Genomic DNA, 13,492 nt, shown 5'->3' on the forward strand with positions numbered 1-13,492 from the left:
CGGAGAGCGAAACTGGGACTAGCCGAACACACTGAGGCCACCCAGGGGCTGCCGAAAACGATCGTTTTCGGTGAGAAGGCGTGCAACATCGAGGCGAGAGGCCGGTCGAAACGCATCGAGCCAACGTGCGCCCGCGTCACCTTCGGATCGTTCAGTGCCCGCTGAGGGATCCATTCATGCATCGCTGCAAATGCGGAGGGTGGTCGGGCTTCGACTTGTCGACACTTCGCGCTGGGTAACAAATCCTGACGTGAAGCTCTTCGCCGTCTGCGGATATCCGTCAACTATCTTTGACAGATGACCGCGGAGAAACTCTATGGGCTCGTCGATTCCCTGTCTGGCAAGGGTCCGGCCGCCGCACTACGGGCCGTCACCCAGCTCCGGGGCGAGGTCGCCCGCACCGAAGCTGGTCTCGTCCGCAGCGCCCGCCAGGCTGGCCTGTCGTGGGAGGCAATAGCGGAGTGTCTCGGCGTGACAAAGCAGGCCGTGCATCGTAAATACGGCAAGCAGTAGGGCTGGCGGCGCAGCCGCCCATCGATGTCCTGATGGGCGCACCAACGCGACTCGTCAATGAATGTTGACGCAATAGACCTTCATGCACTACGTTCAGCGAAGAGGACGCGTCAACGTATGTTGACAGGCTCTTGGCATATACGGGCGTGCGGAGCGCCCCGAGGAGGATCTCATGCAGCCATGGGAGTGGACAGGGGACGCGGAGTTGCTCCGCCCGGCTAATCGGGTACTCCGGCCATCGTGGCCGGTGGCGATCGCGGTCGCTTCTCCGCAGCGGGTCTTCGTTGCAACTGCGGGGACCGAGGTGAAAGACACCTTCGAGATCGGGTCGGTCTCGAAGGCGCTCACCGGCATGCTGTATTCCGACGCGCTTCAGCGCGGCGTAGTTTCGCCGAAGACGACGCTGGGGGATTTGCTTCCTCTGAACGGGTTCGGACCCGTCGCCGCGGTGCCCCTCGGCTCGCTGGCCGTCCACGGATCTGGCCTCCCACGCCTGGCGCCCGGGATGCCCGTTCTACGTCGCAGTCTGGCGTTCTCGATCCGCGGGGAGAATCCGTACGGCGAGACCCTCGCTGAGCTCCTCGAGCAGACGCGGGACGTACGCGTAGGGTCGACGCGACCTCGGTACTCAAACCTCGGGTTTCAACTTCTCGGGCACGCGACCGCGAGTGCTGACGGGCGAAAGTACGGCCGACTCCTCCGTGAGGTCTTTGGCCCCGGGTATTGGACGCCGTCGCGTCAGGACGACCTTGATGACGCAGACCTCCGGGGAACCTCCCGGCTTGGCCGCCTGGTCCAGCCGTGGGTCGGCGAGGCTCTGGCTCCGGCAGGCGGCATCCGGGCAAACATAGGCACCATAGGAGACCTCCTGCGATCGATCCTGGATCACACTGCTCCGGGTGTCACCGCGCTCGAACCCGTTGCAGATTTCTCCTCAAGGGTCCGGATCGGCGCCGCATGGATTACTATGCCGTACCGCAGCCGCACAATCACGTGGCACAACGGCGCGACTGGGGGGTTCAGTAGCTGGATCGGTATCGACAGGGAAGCCCGCATCGGTGTGGCCGTGCTTTCCGCACGGCACGCAGCCGTGGACCGTCCGGGCTTTCGTCTTCTCGAGGAACTCGTAGCTAGTGGATCGGCAGTCCTCGACTGATGAGGCTGCACTCGATCTACCGATAGCCGGGGCTGCTTCTCGATGCGCAAGCGGATCCCATGCGGGCACGACTAGGGCTGAGTAACGGTGCTTGAACCCGTCAATCAGCGTCGCGGTGACGGATGCCCGTAGCTCGCTACGGGGAGCCCATGAACCAAGACCGCAACAATCTGCTAACGCGCCGACAGATTCTCCGCGATTACGTCACCGTCCTCGAGCGCACTGGTGAGCTGCTGCACGTCTGCGCCAGCGTCGACGGTGATGCCGCGGCAGCAAGGTCAGCGGTCGCCGAAGCTTTCGGCGTCAGCGAGATAGCGGCCGACGCCATCCTCCATCTGCAGGTACCGAGATTCACGCCGGCGGCCATGGTAGAGATCCGACAAGAGTTGGACGACCTCGACCGTCTTCTGCGCCAAATTGACGGGGCGTAGGAGGACCGGCAATTGCACCTCCGTGGTTACGCCGTTGACCCTCGGGAGGACGGGATCTGCGCTCTCCAGAGAATCCAGGGTCCCGCCTGCAGGGCATCCTGAGTTGCGCCTCTACGGCTACGCGGGCACAGTCCCCCGCGCTGTCCACGCTGACCCCGTGACTTCGAACGGGGCGGGCGGCATCTCGGACCGAAGCGTGTGTTGCAATCGCAGCCGTCCCGCGTCGTCAAGCGACGCGATGTACGCCCCGACCGGACCCACGCCGCGCTCGTAGGGTTGCCACCAGTCTTCGAAGGTCGGATGAAGCACGCGCACCGTCAATACGGTCTCGGCGATCTCACGGAGCCCGGCCGCAGCCAGGTAGCGGCCGAGCTGTCCCCGTCGAGTACCCGGGCGCTCGGATTCGGACGGCGCGTCCGGATCGACCGTGCTGAGCACCTCCCAGAATTGACTAAGCGGACTGGTACCCCCGGCGTGGTCCCATACGCACGCTGCAACCACGCCGCCGGGGCGGACCACCCGCGCCACTTCCCGAAGGTCGTGCACCGGGTCGCTCATGAAGTGGACCACCAGTTGCGCCAACGCGACGTCGAACTCGGCATCTTCGAAGGGAAGATCGCCCGCAGCCGCCATCTCGATTCGTGCTCCCGGAAAGCGCTCCCGCGCCGCCGCTGAGTACGAGACTGAGGGCTCGACTCCGGTGACGGCCGCCGCTCCCAGTCGAGCGACGAGCTCAGCTGTCAGCGCCCCGGGCCCGCACCCCACATCGAGCACGCGCTGACCCTGCTGGACACCCGCAAAATCCGAAAATGGGGAGCTCAACAGCTCGGAATAGCGACCCATGAAGCGGTCGTAATCGACCGCTGCGCCCTCGAATCCCATGCGCACACCGTACGTCCCCCGACCCATCGGTGGAAGGGACCGCCCGATCAGTGCAGGCAGCGGAAGCATCCTCCAAGATCGGTACGCGCGAATAGTACGGCGCGCCACGAATCCACGCCGACCAGCACCACCCATCCGTGCCCTTCGGGAGCGGGTTGGCCGACCGCATTCATTCACGATTCGCCGACCAAACGATCATGCATCGGCGCCGACCTTGTTTGATGGCAGGGAGTTCACGTCCGTCGCTGACCTCTCGAGGCCGCACGCAGGAGGATCTCCCAGCGGGCCGCGGCCGTGTCGGGTCGGACGCTCGAGTTGGGCGACCGCGGCTCCAAGGGCGCTAGAAGATGTGCGCTTCGCAGGATGCGAGGAACTTCTCACGGCGATGCTGAAGCTCGCGGTAAACGGTGGCGCGCGAGACGCTGAACAGTTCCGCGATCTCGGTCTGGGTGTACTCGCCTCGATCGTGCACCTCGAACAGCAGGCCGCGCTGCGTCTTCGACAGCTTCGGCTGCTTTCCCTTCAGCCTCCCTTTGGCGCGGGCGACCGCCATCCCCTCCCGGGTGCGCATGCTGATCAGGTCCCGCTCGAACTCCGCCACCATGGCGAGCACGTTGAACAGCAGTCGACCAACGGGATCGGTGGGATCGTATCGGTTCCCGCCGAGGCTGAGTGCGACGCCTTTCGACGTCAGCTCATCCGCGAGCTCGCGCGCATCTCTCAGCGACCGGGCGAGCCGGTCGAGTTTCGTTACGACGAGGGTGTCTCCGCTTCGCACCGCGGCAAGCGCCTCCCGCAATCCCGGTCGGGCGCGATTCGCGCCGGTCATGCCGTGGTCGACGTAGATGTGCGCGTCGTGAACGCCCAAACGCAGCAGTGCGTCGCGTTGAGCGGTCAGGTCCTGATCCGTGGTCGAGACCCTGGCGTATCCAATCTGTATTCCATCCATAGGCCCAGCGTCGTGCCGCGCTACCGACGCCACACGATGAGGACCCCTCGCGGGATGATGGCCTGATGTACATAGACGTGGGCGATGGCGACGAACCGGTGCTGATGCTCCATGGAGCCGGTGTCAGCGGGTGGATGTGGTCACCCACACGTGCGCTGCTGAATTCTGCAGTGAAAACGATCGTTCCCGACCTCCCCGGATTCGGCCGCAGTGCTTCCCATCCGTACGTTTCGCATCAGGCCACGGTCGAAGAATTGCGTGTGGTCATTGAACGTCACGCCCCGCAGGGAGCGCACGTCGTCGGGTTCTCACTAGGAGCACAACTCACGATCTTGCTCGCGTCGGAGGTACCCCACCTCGTACGGAGCGCCACGATAATCAGCGCAGAAACCAAACCCGCACCACTCCCCGGTCCCACGCTCGGTCTGCTGGCACTGGCTGCACCACTCTCCCGTCAGCGATGGTTCGCCGAAGCTCAAGCCCGCCAACTCGGCATCCCGAAGGACCTTTGGGCTGAATACCTGCGCGACAGCGCGACGACCTCACGCGAAACCCTCCTCGCCAGCGTCAGTGAGAACATTCGATTCACACTTCCCTCAACATGGAGCGACTACCCGGGCTCCGCCAGCATCCTCGTCGGGGCACGGGAGAGGAAGCTGATGCACGACTCTGCCGGTCTGACCTCGTCAGCTCTACCCGGGAGCACCCTGCTCACCGTGGAGGGTGCTGCGCACGACATCCCCCTCTCAGACCCACGTGTCGTCGTGTCGGAACTCGATCGCCAGATGAGCGACTGGCGGACGCGTCCGTAAGCCCATGCCAGTCGGACCAGGTCATGCCTGCCCGCCAGGGGCGCTCCCGCGCAGTGCCCATTAGTGGATGACCTCTGAGAGCCGGCCAATTTGTTGTCCGCGGGATGGGCGTCGTTCAGAATTCGAAGATCGTGGCGAGTTCATCTGAGAACAGCACCGTGTGCGGGAGGTCCCGCAGCGTCTCGGCCCCAACTGAGATTCCGCGCAGCTTTGCGGCCTGCGAGTATTCTTCCCAGGGAAAGACCCCGGGGTCGGGCTCATCACCTTGCACCAGCGTTAGCACTTCTGAGATGACATCTGCCGAAGTTCGTTTCCACGAGACCGGTTCGGTGTACCCGTACTTGAAGGTGTTGACTCCGCGATCCATGTCGAGGCGAATCATCGATTCATCCGACAGCCGTAGAAATTGAGTCATTTTCATGCTCATGGTTGGCCTGGAGTTCCCCGGGGGCGGGTCATCGATCTCACAGATGATGACCAGACCTGTCACGGACAGTGTGGAAAGGTCAAACGGCAGACGTTTGGCGGGCTCGGTACGGGCCGCGTCGGGATCAAGCGGGACGTACCGAACACCCGCATCGCTGTCTTTCATGTCAGGGACAGCCTACGTCGGGGTCGCTTTTGCATGAGTAGACATCGATCCGGCTAATGGACGCGGCGCCGTTGCGATTTCATCACTGCGCCGGCAAGCCGGTCGTTTGAACGCGGCATCGTTGTCGCGCAGGTCGATGGGCTTACGGACGCGCCCGGTCGCTCATCTGGCACGGGGCTGAGGCTCGCACCCCGCCCGAGCCCGTACAAGAGGGTCGGTCGACGCGCGGATAACGCTCGGCCCCATCCAGCGCCTACTCCGCCGCCCTATCTTGGTCACGATCGGATAAGGCGCATGCCGGTCACGAGCAGCCAGACGAGCCAGGCGGCGAACCCCAGGAGCCCAACGAAGATCAGCGCCGAGCCGTCGGCGATCGCGAGATTGCCGAGCCCCGCGGCCAGCAGCAGGCTCCCGCCCCCCAGGCCCAGCAAGCGCTGCCACGCCGGAGTCAGCCCGCTCGCGTGCGCGGCGAGGGCCACGCCGATGCAGGTGGTGCCGATCATCGGCAGCGCCAGCCCGAACGCCGCCGCGTGAATCTGCCAGACGAGCTCGAAAGCGGGCGCCGGCTCGTCCAGCCCGCCGGCGAAGAGCGAGAGCCCGATCTGGGTCACGTTGAAAAGCACGAAGATGGCCGACAGCGTCGCGCCAGCGGCCATGGCGAGGCGCGACCAGTCCGCGCCCGCCCCTCCGCGTCGCTCCACCAGGCCGTGCAGGCCCGTCACGAACACGAGCAGCAGCGGCAGGTACAGGGCCACCAGACCGGACACGATCGCGACCGTATTGCGGTTGGCCGCGTAGTAGGCCAGCACTTCTTCGATCGGCGCACCGTAGGTCGGCGGGACCGTTGCCGCGAACAACGCGTTCTCGCTCACCCACAACACCGCGAACCCGATCGCCGCGGCACCGACGAGCCGTCCTTGAGCGAACCCACTGCGGGCTGGGGCGGTGGCGGTGTTCTTCGGGGATGTCATCTCATACTCCTTGGTTGCGGTCGCTTGACCGGCGGATTGCGAGCAGTTGCGCGGTCTTCGTTTCACGAGCAGGTCCGGTGTACAGCGAGGCGGTTTCACGCCGTAGGGCTCCAACGGATACCTACTGTCGAAGGCCCTGTCGAAGGTCGGCCGTCGCAACACCGGCGGGAACGGCGACGGTGCGAGGCCACGTCCAGGCGGAGCGCAGGATGAGGGCCAGGATCAGCACCTCGACTCCGATGGTGAGGGCGTAATAGAAGGCATAGTCCGGGAGCGCCCCCAGGAAGTTCATCCCGACGGCGGGGATGTACAGCAATCCAATGACGAGGTTCGTGACGCGGTTCACCCGGGCGGGCAGCGTCATGGAGAGCATCACCATCAAGGCCGGGACCGCGATGATCACGAAGAAGATGGACATCAATGTGCCGCTGATGTCGAACTCGAAGATGATGCCACCCCGGATGTCGTCGATTTCGCCGGGCTGATAGAGGTGGAAATAGTCGATGTAGATGATGAGGAACATGAGGCTGGTCCAGGCTGCCGCGAGCTTGGCCTGGACGGGGATCGGCGCGTTGTCGAGCAGTTTCGGGGTGCTTGTTCGGGTGATCATCGGTTCTTCTTCCTTCAGGAGCGGTCCGTGCCCCGGAGTGGGGGAAGGTCTGTGGTCCGTACGCACAAATGGGCGTTCTCGTCGGTCTGCTCGTCAGACGGTGATCACGACCTTCCCTTGGGTGTGGCCCGCCGCGACGTAGCGGAGGGCGTCGGCAGCTTCATCGAGGGCGCAGGTGCGATCGATGACCGCCCTGACCTGCCCCGTCGTGAGCAGGTCGGCCAGGGCGAGCAGGTCCTGACGCTTCCCGATCGACGTGAAGGGCTTCAGTCGCTGACGGGTGAACCCGGACAGCAGGCGCGCTTTGACGATCCGACGGATGGGGCCGAGCCAGCGGCCACCTCGTCCACTGTTGGGGATCAGGATGCCGGTGAGCGTCAGCGCTCGGCGGACAGCCGCGAGGGGCTGAGCTTCCACGTTGTCGAGGATGACGTCGTAGCGCTTCTCGCTCCGGGTGAAGTCGGTCCTCGTGTAGTCGACGACGTGGTCGGCGCCGAGCGATCGGACCAAGTCGACGTTGCGGGTGCTGCACACACCGGTCACCTCGGCGCCGAAAGCCTTGGCGATCTGGACGGCGAAGGAGCCCACGCCGCCGGACGCGCCCGTGACCAGCACCGTCTGGCCTGGTTGGACGTTCGCGATCTTGCGCAACGCCTGCAGCGCCGTCATGGCCGACGTGGGCACCGCTGCGCCCTGGACGACCGACACGTTGGCGGGCACCGGCACCAGGTTGTCCGCCGGGACGCAGGCGTACTCCGCGAGCGCTCCAGCGGTGCTCCATCCGAACACCTCGTCGCCGGGGCGGAGGGCGGTGACATCGCTTCCGACCGCCGCCACGACGCCGGCGAGGTCCATGCCGGGGATGCCGTGGCGTGGCCGGCGGAGCCCGAACACCAGACGCACCATGTACGGCTTCCCGGTCATGACGAAGTAGTCGCCAGGATGCACCGAGGCCGCGCTCACCCGGACGAGCACACCGCCTGAACCCGGAACCGGGATCGCGACCTCGGACAACGCGAGCACTGAGGGCGGGCCGTATCGGTGCTGGACGACGGCCCGCATGGTCGCCAGGTGTTTTCCCGCATTCAATTGCTGTTCGATACCCACCGAAGCCTCCTCACACCGAGCCGCGACCCTCGCTGCTCGTACACCGTACGTCGTACGATGTACTATCGCCGTACGCTGTACGCTTGTCAAGCGGTTCTAGCCAGCGAGGAGACCTGTGTCTGCGAAGGAACAACGCCCGGTGGCATCAGACGCGGGGCTGAGCAAGCAGCGGGTGGTGTCCGAGGCGGTGCGGCTCGCCGACCGCGAGGGGGTCGACGGCTTGAGCATGCGCCGCCTGGCCGGCGCACTCGGCGCGGGCGCTATGTCGCTTTACCACTACGTGGCAAGCAAGGACGACCTGCTGGACGCCATGATCGACATCGTGTTCCAGGAGATCGAACCCCCGCTCGAAGAAGCCGACTGGCAGTCGGCGATGCGACGGGAGGCGGTATCCACACGACGGGTTCTCGCCCGCCACCCCTGGGCGATCGCCCTTATGGAGTCGCGGACCAGGCCCGGGCCCGCGAACCTTCGCCACCGCGAAGCGGTCACCGCCTGCCTGCGAAAGGCCGGGTTCTCAGTCTTGATGGCGACACACGCCAACTGGTTGCTCAACAGCTATGTCTACGGTCACGCCCTGCAGGAAGCCAGCCTGCCGTTCGACACCGCCGACGAACTCGCCGACATGACCGAGGACGTCTACCTGCCTCAGCTTCCTCCTGATCAGTTCCCCTTCCTCAACGAGTCCGCCTTGGGACTCGTCGCTGCCGGCTATGACCCGGCGGAGGAGTTCATCTTCGGCCTCGACCTCGTCCTGGCCGCTCTCGAGCCTCTGAGAGCCTCCGCATAGCGGCGACGCTTACGGTTGGCGGCGAGGGCTCTGCACCGCCGCCCGAACCCGATCGTCAACCTCGCCGGCGACGCTGACGGTGACCGTGGAGTACCGGAGGCCATGTAGGACTGGCGTCAGAAGAATCCGCCCTCAGGATTAGGTGCCAGGTACACGTCGACGATTTCATCGTGAAGGACGAATCGGACGTTTGACGCAGGTTCACCGGACGGCGCGGGTGGAACCAAGTTGGGGTCGATGTCGAAATCGGCAATTGTGTCGAGTGTCGGCGCGGCACAGTTGAACACCGAAATACGATTCTCCACGACCACCGCGAGGCACCGCTTCGCCTCCGGCGCTGTTGTACTCCAAATCTGCAAGTCACCGTACGAGCCGTGCGAGACGAAGTCAGCCTCCGTCACTCCCCAGTTGCGGGCGGTCTCGTCGTCCAGCGGAATGGTGCCCTGGGCGGAATCGGTCTGCGGCGCGAGCTGTGCGACGGGTGTGGGTTCGCTGGCGTTGTCGATGAGGAGAGCGGCGATTGCGATACCCGCCACCAGCACGGCGGCCGCGGTGACGACCCACGGCAGGATCCGTCGAACCTGCGCCTTGTGCGGATCTCGTGGCTTGGTGTGGAGCGCCGCAGCCGGGGACGGATCCGAAGCCCGGCCCGCTGCCTGCCAACCGGCCGGTTCGCTGTTCCTTGCACTTGTCGACTCGTCCATCGGCGTGTCCTTTCGGTTCGGCTCAGCCGGTTGACTGTTCGATGCCAGGAACCGGATCAGTGTCGCGGTACGTCCCTACCCAGACGACGAAATCGGATAGGCGGCCCTCACATATACGTAGACGTCGACGTGGTCGCCCTTGAGCACGAATCGAATCAGACTGCCAGTCGGCAGGCCGTCGAAGACGTCCGGGGCTGAGCACCCGGAGCACAGCGTCAGGTCAGCGATGGTGTCGAGGCCTTCCGGGGAACAGCGTGCGTCGCCGATCCCCTCCAGGAGTCCCTGCACGGGGTGGGCTACGAGCAGGCAAGCCCTGCCGTGGCGCGATTCTCCACTCCAGATGCTGAGGCCGCGGAAGTTCTCGTACTGCCGCAGCTCGCCAGGGCTGAGACCGAGCATGGTGAGCGTGCCGTGCGGGTCCTTCGGCTCATCCACGTCGGCGCCGACTGCCTGCAGCGCGAGTACGTACTCCGGTCCAGGCCCATAGTTGGGTACACGTGGCTGCACGTCAGCGGGTGCGAAGAGGCCAGCGGGGGCAAGAGCGGCCGCCGACGCCCCGGCACCGGCCAGTGCCCCAGCGAGCACGAGTCCCGCAGCCCAGAGGGCACGGCGCCGTCTCGGCCGTCGGTTCTCGGCAACGTGATTGATCAGGGCAGCCCTGATCGAGTCGGCGCGTCTCGGGGTGAAGTCGACCATCACGAGCCTCCTTCACGGATCGGTTGTGCAGTGACCGCACTCCTGAGCCGGGCACGGAGCCGACTGAGCCGCATCTTCGCGGCCGACTCGGAAAGTCCGAGCGCGGTCGCGGCCTCGCGGGTGGTGAATCCCTCCAGCGCCGTCATGGCGAGAAGCGTCGCGTCCGCAGGGCGCGCGGCGGCGATCGCAGCACGCAAAGCGATCAGGTGCACATCATCGCGATCAGCGATCGGGTCGGCGGGGTCGGGCATCACCGGTGGCGGGGGAAGTGCTGTGAGGAACCGCTGGTACCGGCGGGCGGCACGGGCGGCGTTCCTCGAGATGTTCTGCGCCGTGACGATCAACCAGGGCAGCAGGGAACCATCCACGAACCTCACCGAGCCCCGCCGCCGCCACAGCTCGAGGAACGCCGCCGCCGTCAGATCCTCGGCATTGCTCGGGCTGTTCCCGCTCGCAACCAGGTGCCGGAAGATGCGGTCCCGATGCCGGTCCCAGATCATGCCGTAACAGCGGCTGTCTCCCGACAGCACCAGCCGCCACACCACCTCATCCGAGTCTTCCGACACACTCCATAATGTCCGGAGCCGGCCGAATAGTCACACGTCCTTCACGCGTTGAGCAATCCCCCGGCGAGTCGTATGTCAACGATCGCGTAACCAGCGTCCGCTCAGGGATCCCGCGAGAGGCTCGACGCCTCGGGTCTGGATGCCGGATCACCTGCGCCGAGCCCCGTCAAATCGGCTCAGTCGTCCGGATGAGACCGCAGGTGACACACGACCAGGCGACGAGGAATCGCTCATCGTCGAGGATCTCGAACTTCAGCTGGTCGCCGCAGGTCGGGCAGCTCCACGTCTCTGAAGGGCGCATCTCCATGCCCCCAGCGTAGGGACGCGGTGGAGCACGCACCGGTCACTCGTGCTCAGGGAGCACCGGCGTCGACCACCCCGGGTCGCGCCCGAGCTGGGTCGCCCGGCCGAGCGACGCGGAACCGAAACGATCCCGGACCGTGTCGAACACGGCATCCAGGTGCGCGCCATCGCCCCAGTCGATGGGCAGCTCGGGCGGAAGCTCCTCCCCGCGCGCCAGCTGCGTGAACGAGATGCCGATCAGGGTGATGCCACGCGCCGCGATCTCGGGCTGCGAGGCATCCAGCAGCGCTCGGGCCACGGCCAGCAGCACCGCGGTGCGGTCGGACGGCGACCGCAGGCTGCGCGACCTCGTCGCCTTCGTGAAGTCCCCGAACCGCAGCCGCAGCACGACAGTGCGGCATCCGCGCTCCCCGTCGCGCAGGCGGCGCGCGACCCTGTCGACGATCTGCGTCAGGATGACGTCGAGCTCCTCGGCGGTGCGCGGGCGGATGCCGAGCGCACGCTGCGAACCGATCGAGCCCCGACGCCTGGTCGTGACGACGGGGCGCGGATCGCGCAACCGCGCCATCGCGTGCAGGTGCGCTCCGACGGCCCCACCCAGCAAGCGCTCGGCGGTCGCGGTCTCGAGTTCGGCCAGTTGACCGACGGTCCGGATGCCGAGCCGGTGCAGCTTGTCCGCGGTGACGGCGCCGACACCCCACAGTCGCTCGACGGGGAGGGGTAGCAAGAACGCCTCCTCACCGTCGGGCTCGACCACGAGCAGCCCGTCGGGCTTGCTGACGGCGCTCGCGACTTTGGCGAGGAACTTGGTGCGCGCGACGCCGACCGAGATCGGCAGGCCGACCTCGAGGCGGACGCGCTCGCGCAGGCGCACCGCGATCTGCTCGGGTGTACCAACGAGGCGCCGGAGGCCCCCGACCTCGAGGAACGCCTCGTCGATCGAGAGTCCTTCGACGAGCGGCGTGGTCTCGTGGAAGATCGCGAACACGGCACGGCTGGCAGCGGTGTAGGCATCCATGCGCGGCGGCACGACAACGGCATCCGGACACAACTCGCGCGCCTGCCGGCCGCCCATCGCGGTCCGCACTCCTCGCGCCTTCGCCTCATAGCTCGCCGCCAGCACCACACCACCGCCGACGATGACGGGACGACCGCGGAGCGCCGGTGCGTCGCGCTGCTCGACCGACGCGTAGAACGCGTCGAGATCGGCGTGCAGCACGGTGGCCTCGCCTCGCATATCGGCCTCCTCCTCCGTGATGTGGATCGTGCCACGCACGGCGGACACCGCCCTCGCGATGTCGGGGGCGGGTCGTACCCTCCGTGACATGACGGAGCGCATCGAGGATTGGTGGGCGCGGCGGCAGTTCTCCCGCGGCCGCGCGGTGCCGTACGACGTCGGCACCTATCACGACGCGTGGGCGTCGTATCCGATGCTCGTGCGGCAGTACCACCCCGAGCTCAACGCCGGCATCGTGCTGTCGCAGATCCCGCCGGCCGCGGACGTGCTGCTGCTCTGGCAGTGCGAGGCCGGCCATCTGTTCGTCGCCACCCCGACGGAGCAGCGCGAGCGCCCCGAGGGCCGTCGGCGACGCTCGGCATGGTGCCCGGATTGCACCGCCGGCGCCGTGCAGCAGCGCTTCGCCCCGGCCCAGGCGCGCTCCCCCGACGCGCCACAGCCACGTGCTCCCCGGCGCAAGCAGGTCTGCCCGAAGACTCCGGACGTCCCGGTGGGTACCGCCTTCGTCAGCACCTGTGCGCCGAAACCGGCGTCGGCCGCGGAGGAGAAGATCCGCGCCGCCCTCTTCGGCACGCTTGCCGTCACCGGCGGCATGAACGCTGTGCGCGTCTCCCGTCCCTTCTTCGAGCACCTCGAGGTGTGGCCCGACATGCTGCTGCCCGAGTTGCGCGTGGCCGTCGAGTACGACACGACCGGCAAGTTCGGTCTGGAGCACGTCGGACAGCGTGAGGAGACGGACCGCCGCAAGGACCGACTGCTGCGCGCAGCCGGCTGGGAAGTGGTGCGCCTGCGCGCGGGCGCGCTGCCGCCGCTCGGGCCGCACGACATCACCGGGGCCACGACGAGCCGCCGCACCGTCGAGCGACTGATCGAGGCGCTGCGTGACATCCGCGGCCCGCTCATGGTGGACGCTTATCGTGTCTGACCGGAGGGCGCCAGGCCCGGAGCGAGATCAGGGGTGTGGGTAGCCTGAAGTCGCCGAACAAAGGACTCCCCATGGCATCCGCGAATGAGCACCACTCTCCCGACCACGTTCCCGATCGGGGCGAGTCGACGATCCCCGAAATCGAGGACGACCAGACGGTCGCGCCGCGGCCGGAGGAAGAGATCGCCGACGTGCTCCGGGCCAAGCCCGACATCGACCACGGCGACTCCGGTCGGGAGTAGATCTCG

Annotated in this window: 18 protein-coding genes; 7 read left to right on the top strand and 11 right to left on the bottom strand. The window is 66.4% G+C overall.

All coding sequences use genetic code 11. From position 1 onward, the window contains the following. Positions 1–297 precede the first annotated feature (297 nt). The 3 genes from NQ151_RS05715 to NQ151_RS05725 all read left to right on the top strand — a co-directional run bounded on the left by NQ151_RS05715 (position 298) and on the right by NQ151_RS05725 (position 2,100). Positions 298–513 (top strand): AsnC family protein, encoded by a 216-nt coding sequence (locus NQ151_RS05715; RefSeq protein WP_257527295.1) that lies wholly within the window; start codon positions 298–300, stop codon positions 511–513. A 247-nt stretch (positions 514–760) separates the two neighbouring features. Continuing rightward, complete coding sequence (locus tag NQ151_RS05720; RefSeq protein ID WP_257527296.1) at positions 761–1,669, top strand: serine hydrolase domain-containing protein; 909 nt, start codon at positions 761–763, stop codon at positions 1,667–1,669. A gap of 149 nt (positions 1,670–1,818) precedes the next feature. After that, positions 1,819–2,100: a hypothetical protein gene (locus tag NQ151_RS05725; RefSeq protein WP_257508169.1), complete on the top strand. Its 282-nt coding sequence runs from the start codon at positions 1,819–1,821 to the stop codon at positions 2,098–2,100. 117 nt (positions 2,101–2,217) lie between these two features. Here the strand turns inward: NQ151_RS05725 and NQ151_RS05730 are convergent, their stop codons facing one another. Continuing rightward, entirely contained in the window at positions 2,218–2,982 is a 765-nt protein-coding gene (locus NQ151_RS05730; protein ID WP_257508168.1) for a class I SAM-dependent methyltransferase, read from the bottom strand. Positions 2,983–3,322: 340 nt separating this feature from the next. Next, on the bottom strand, positions 3,323–3,931 hold the full coding sequence (locus NQ151_RS05735; RefSeq protein WP_257527838.1) for a recombinase family protein: 609 nt from the start codon (positions 3,929–3,931) through the stop codon (positions 3,323–3,325). Between the two features lie 65 nt (positions 3,932–3,996). On the opposite strand from NQ151_RS05735, the gene NQ151_RS05740 reads away from it, so the two are divergent. Then, complete coding sequence (locus tag NQ151_RS05740; RefSeq protein WP_257527297.1) at positions 3,997–4,743, top strand: alpha/beta fold hydrolase; 747 nt, start codon at positions 3,997–3,999, stop codon at positions 4,741–4,743. A 115-nt stretch (positions 4,744–4,858) separates the two neighbouring features. Here the strand turns inward: NQ151_RS05740 and NQ151_RS05745 are convergent, their stop codons facing one another. The 4 genes from NQ151_RS05745 to NQ151_RS05760 form a co-directional block, all read right to left on the bottom strand. Continuing rightward, the gene (locus NQ151_RS05745; protein WP_257527298.1) at positions 4,859–5,335 is read right to left on the bottom strand and encodes a hypothetical protein; all 477 of its coding nucleotides are present in this window, start codon (positions 5,333–5,335) and stop codon (positions 4,859–4,861) included. A gap of 275 nt (positions 5,336–5,610) precedes the next feature. Continuing rightward, positions 5,611–6,306: a hypothetical protein gene (locus NQ151_RS05750; RefSeq protein ID WP_257527299.1), complete on the bottom strand. Its 696-nt coding sequence runs from the start codon at positions 6,304–6,306 to the stop codon at positions 5,611–5,613. Between the two features lie 121 nt (positions 6,307–6,427). Next, the gene (locus NQ151_RS05755) at positions 6,428–6,916 is read right to left on the bottom strand and encodes a DUF6326 family protein (protein ID WP_257527300.1); all 489 of its coding nucleotides are present in this window, start codon (positions 6,914–6,916) and stop codon (positions 6,428–6,430) included. A 93-nt stretch (positions 6,917–7,009) separates the two neighbouring features. After that, entirely contained in the window at positions 7,010–8,023 is a 1,014-nt protein-coding gene (locus NQ151_RS05760) for an NAD(P)-dependent alcohol dehydrogenase (protein ID WP_257527301.1), read from the bottom strand. A gap of 139 nt (positions 8,024–8,162) precedes the next feature. Here NQ151_RS05760 and NQ151_RS05765 point away from each other — a divergent pair, with 139 nt between their 5' ends. After that, complete coding sequence (locus NQ151_RS05765) at positions 8,163–8,813, top strand: TetR/AcrR family transcriptional regulator (protein ID WP_257527302.1); 651 nt, start codon at positions 8,163–8,165, stop codon at positions 8,811–8,813. Between the two features lie 116 nt (positions 8,814–8,929). On the opposite strand, the gene NQ151_RS05770 is transcribed toward NQ151_RS05765, so the two are convergent. The 5 genes from NQ151_RS05770 to dinB all read right to left on the bottom strand — a co-directional run bounded on the left by NQ151_RS05770 (position 8,930) and on the right by dinB (position 12,319). Then, entirely contained in the window at positions 8,930–9,517 is a 588-nt protein-coding gene (locus NQ151_RS05770) for a hypothetical protein (protein ID WP_257527304.1), read from the bottom strand. A gap of 75 nt (positions 9,518–9,592) precedes the next feature. Beyond that, positions 9,593–10,213, bottom strand: a complete 621-nt coding sequence (locus tag NQ151_RS05775; protein WP_257527305.1) for a hypothetical protein — start codon at positions 10,211–10,213, stop codon at positions 9,593–9,595. Next, positions 10,213–10,779: an RNA polymerase sigma factor gene (locus NQ151_RS05780; RefSeq protein WP_257508159.1), complete on the bottom strand. Its 567-nt coding sequence runs from the start codon at positions 10,777–10,779 to the stop codon at positions 10,213–10,215. Before NQ151_RS05780 ends, NQ151_RS05775 begins: the two co-directional genes overlap by 1 nt. Before the next feature lie 166 nt (positions 10,780–10,945). Then, a complete protein-coding gene (locus NQ151_RS05785; RefSeq protein ID WP_257508158.1) occupies positions 10,946–11,086 on the bottom strand; it encodes a hypothetical protein in 141 nt (46 codons plus the stop codon). Between the two features lie 36 nt (positions 11,087–11,122). Beyond that, positions 11,123–12,319: a DNA polymerase IV gene (gene dinB / locus NQ151_RS05790; RefSeq protein WP_257527839.1), complete on the bottom strand. Its 1,197-nt coding sequence runs from the start codon at positions 12,317–12,319 to the stop codon at positions 11,123–11,125. Positions 12,320–12,407: 88 nt separating this feature from the next. Here dinB and NQ151_RS05795 point away from each other — a divergent pair, with 88 nt between their 5' ends. After that, positions 12,408–13,244 (top strand): zinc-ribbon domain-containing protein, encoded by an 837-nt coding sequence (locus NQ151_RS05795; protein WP_257527306.1) that lies wholly within the window; start codon positions 12,408–12,410, stop codon positions 13,242–13,244. Positions 13,245–13,315: 71 nt separating this feature from the next. Then, entirely contained in the window at positions 13,316–13,486 is a 171-nt protein-coding gene (locus NQ151_RS05800) for a hypothetical protein (protein ID WP_257508156.1), read from the top strand. Positions 13,487–13,492 lie beyond the last annotated feature (6 nt).

The organism is Microbacterium sp. zg-YB36 (genome assembly GCF_024623575.2).
Classification (GTDB): Bacteria; Actinomycetota; Actinomycetes; order Actinomycetales; family Microbacteriaceae; genus Microbacterium.

Excerpts from the sequence above, each read along its gene's own strand:
- NQ151_RS05715 (WP_257527295.1), top strand. The coding sequence starts at position 298 with ATGACCGCGGAGAAACTCTATGGGCTCGTCGATTCCCTGTCTGGCAAG.
- NQ151_RS05725 (WP_257508169.1), top strand. The coding sequence starts at position 1,819 with ATGAACCAAGACCGCAACAATCTGCTAACGCGCCGACAGATTCTCCGC.
- NQ151_RS05730 (WP_257508168.1), bottom strand. The coding sequence starts at position 2,982 with ATGGGATTCGAGGGCGCAGCGGTCGATTACGACCGCTTCATGGGTCGC.
- NQ151_RS05735 (WP_257527838.1), bottom strand. The coding sequence starts at position 3,931 with ATGGATGGAATACAGATTGGATACGCCAGGGTCTCGACCACGGATCAG.
- NQ151_RS05740 (WP_257527297.1), top strand. The coding sequence starts at position 3,997 with ATGTACATAGACGTGGGCGATGGCGACGAACCGGTGCTGATGCTCCAT.
- NQ151_RS05745 (WP_257527298.1), bottom strand. The coding sequence starts at position 5,335 with ATGAAAGACAGCGATGCGGGTGTTCGGTACGTCCCGCTTGATCCCGAC.
- NQ151_RS05750 (WP_257527299.1), bottom strand. The coding sequence starts at position 6,306 with ATGACATCCCCGAAGAACACCGCCACCGCCCCAGCCCGCAGTGGGTTC.
- NQ151_RS05755 (WP_257527300.1), bottom strand. The coding sequence starts at position 6,916 with ATGATCACCCGAACAAGCACCCCGAAACTGCTCGACAACGCGCCGATC.
- NQ151_RS05770 (WP_257527304.1), bottom strand. The coding sequence starts at position 9,517 with ATGGACGAGTCGACAAGTGCAAGGAACAGCGAACCGGCCGGTTGGCAG.
- NQ151_RS05775 (WP_257527305.1), bottom strand. The coding sequence starts at position 10,213 with ATGGTCGACTTCACCCCGAGACGCGCCGACTCGATCAGGGCTGCCCTG.
- NQ151_RS05785 (WP_257508158.1), bottom strand. The coding sequence starts at position 11,086 with ATGGAGATGCGCCCTTCAGAGACGTGGAGCTGCCCGACCTGCGGCGAC.
- dinB (WP_257527839.1), bottom strand. The coding sequence starts at position 12,319 with ATGCGAGGCGAGGCCACCGTGCTGCACGCCGATCTCGACGCGTTCTAC.
- NQ151_RS05795 (WP_257527306.1), top strand. The coding sequence starts at position 12,408 with ATGACGGAGCGCATCGAGGATTGGTGGGCGCGGCGGCAGTTCTCCCGC.
- NQ151_RS05800 (WP_257508156.1), top strand. The coding sequence starts at position 13,316 with ATGGCATCCGCGAATGAGCACCACTCTCCCGACCACGTTCCCGATCGG.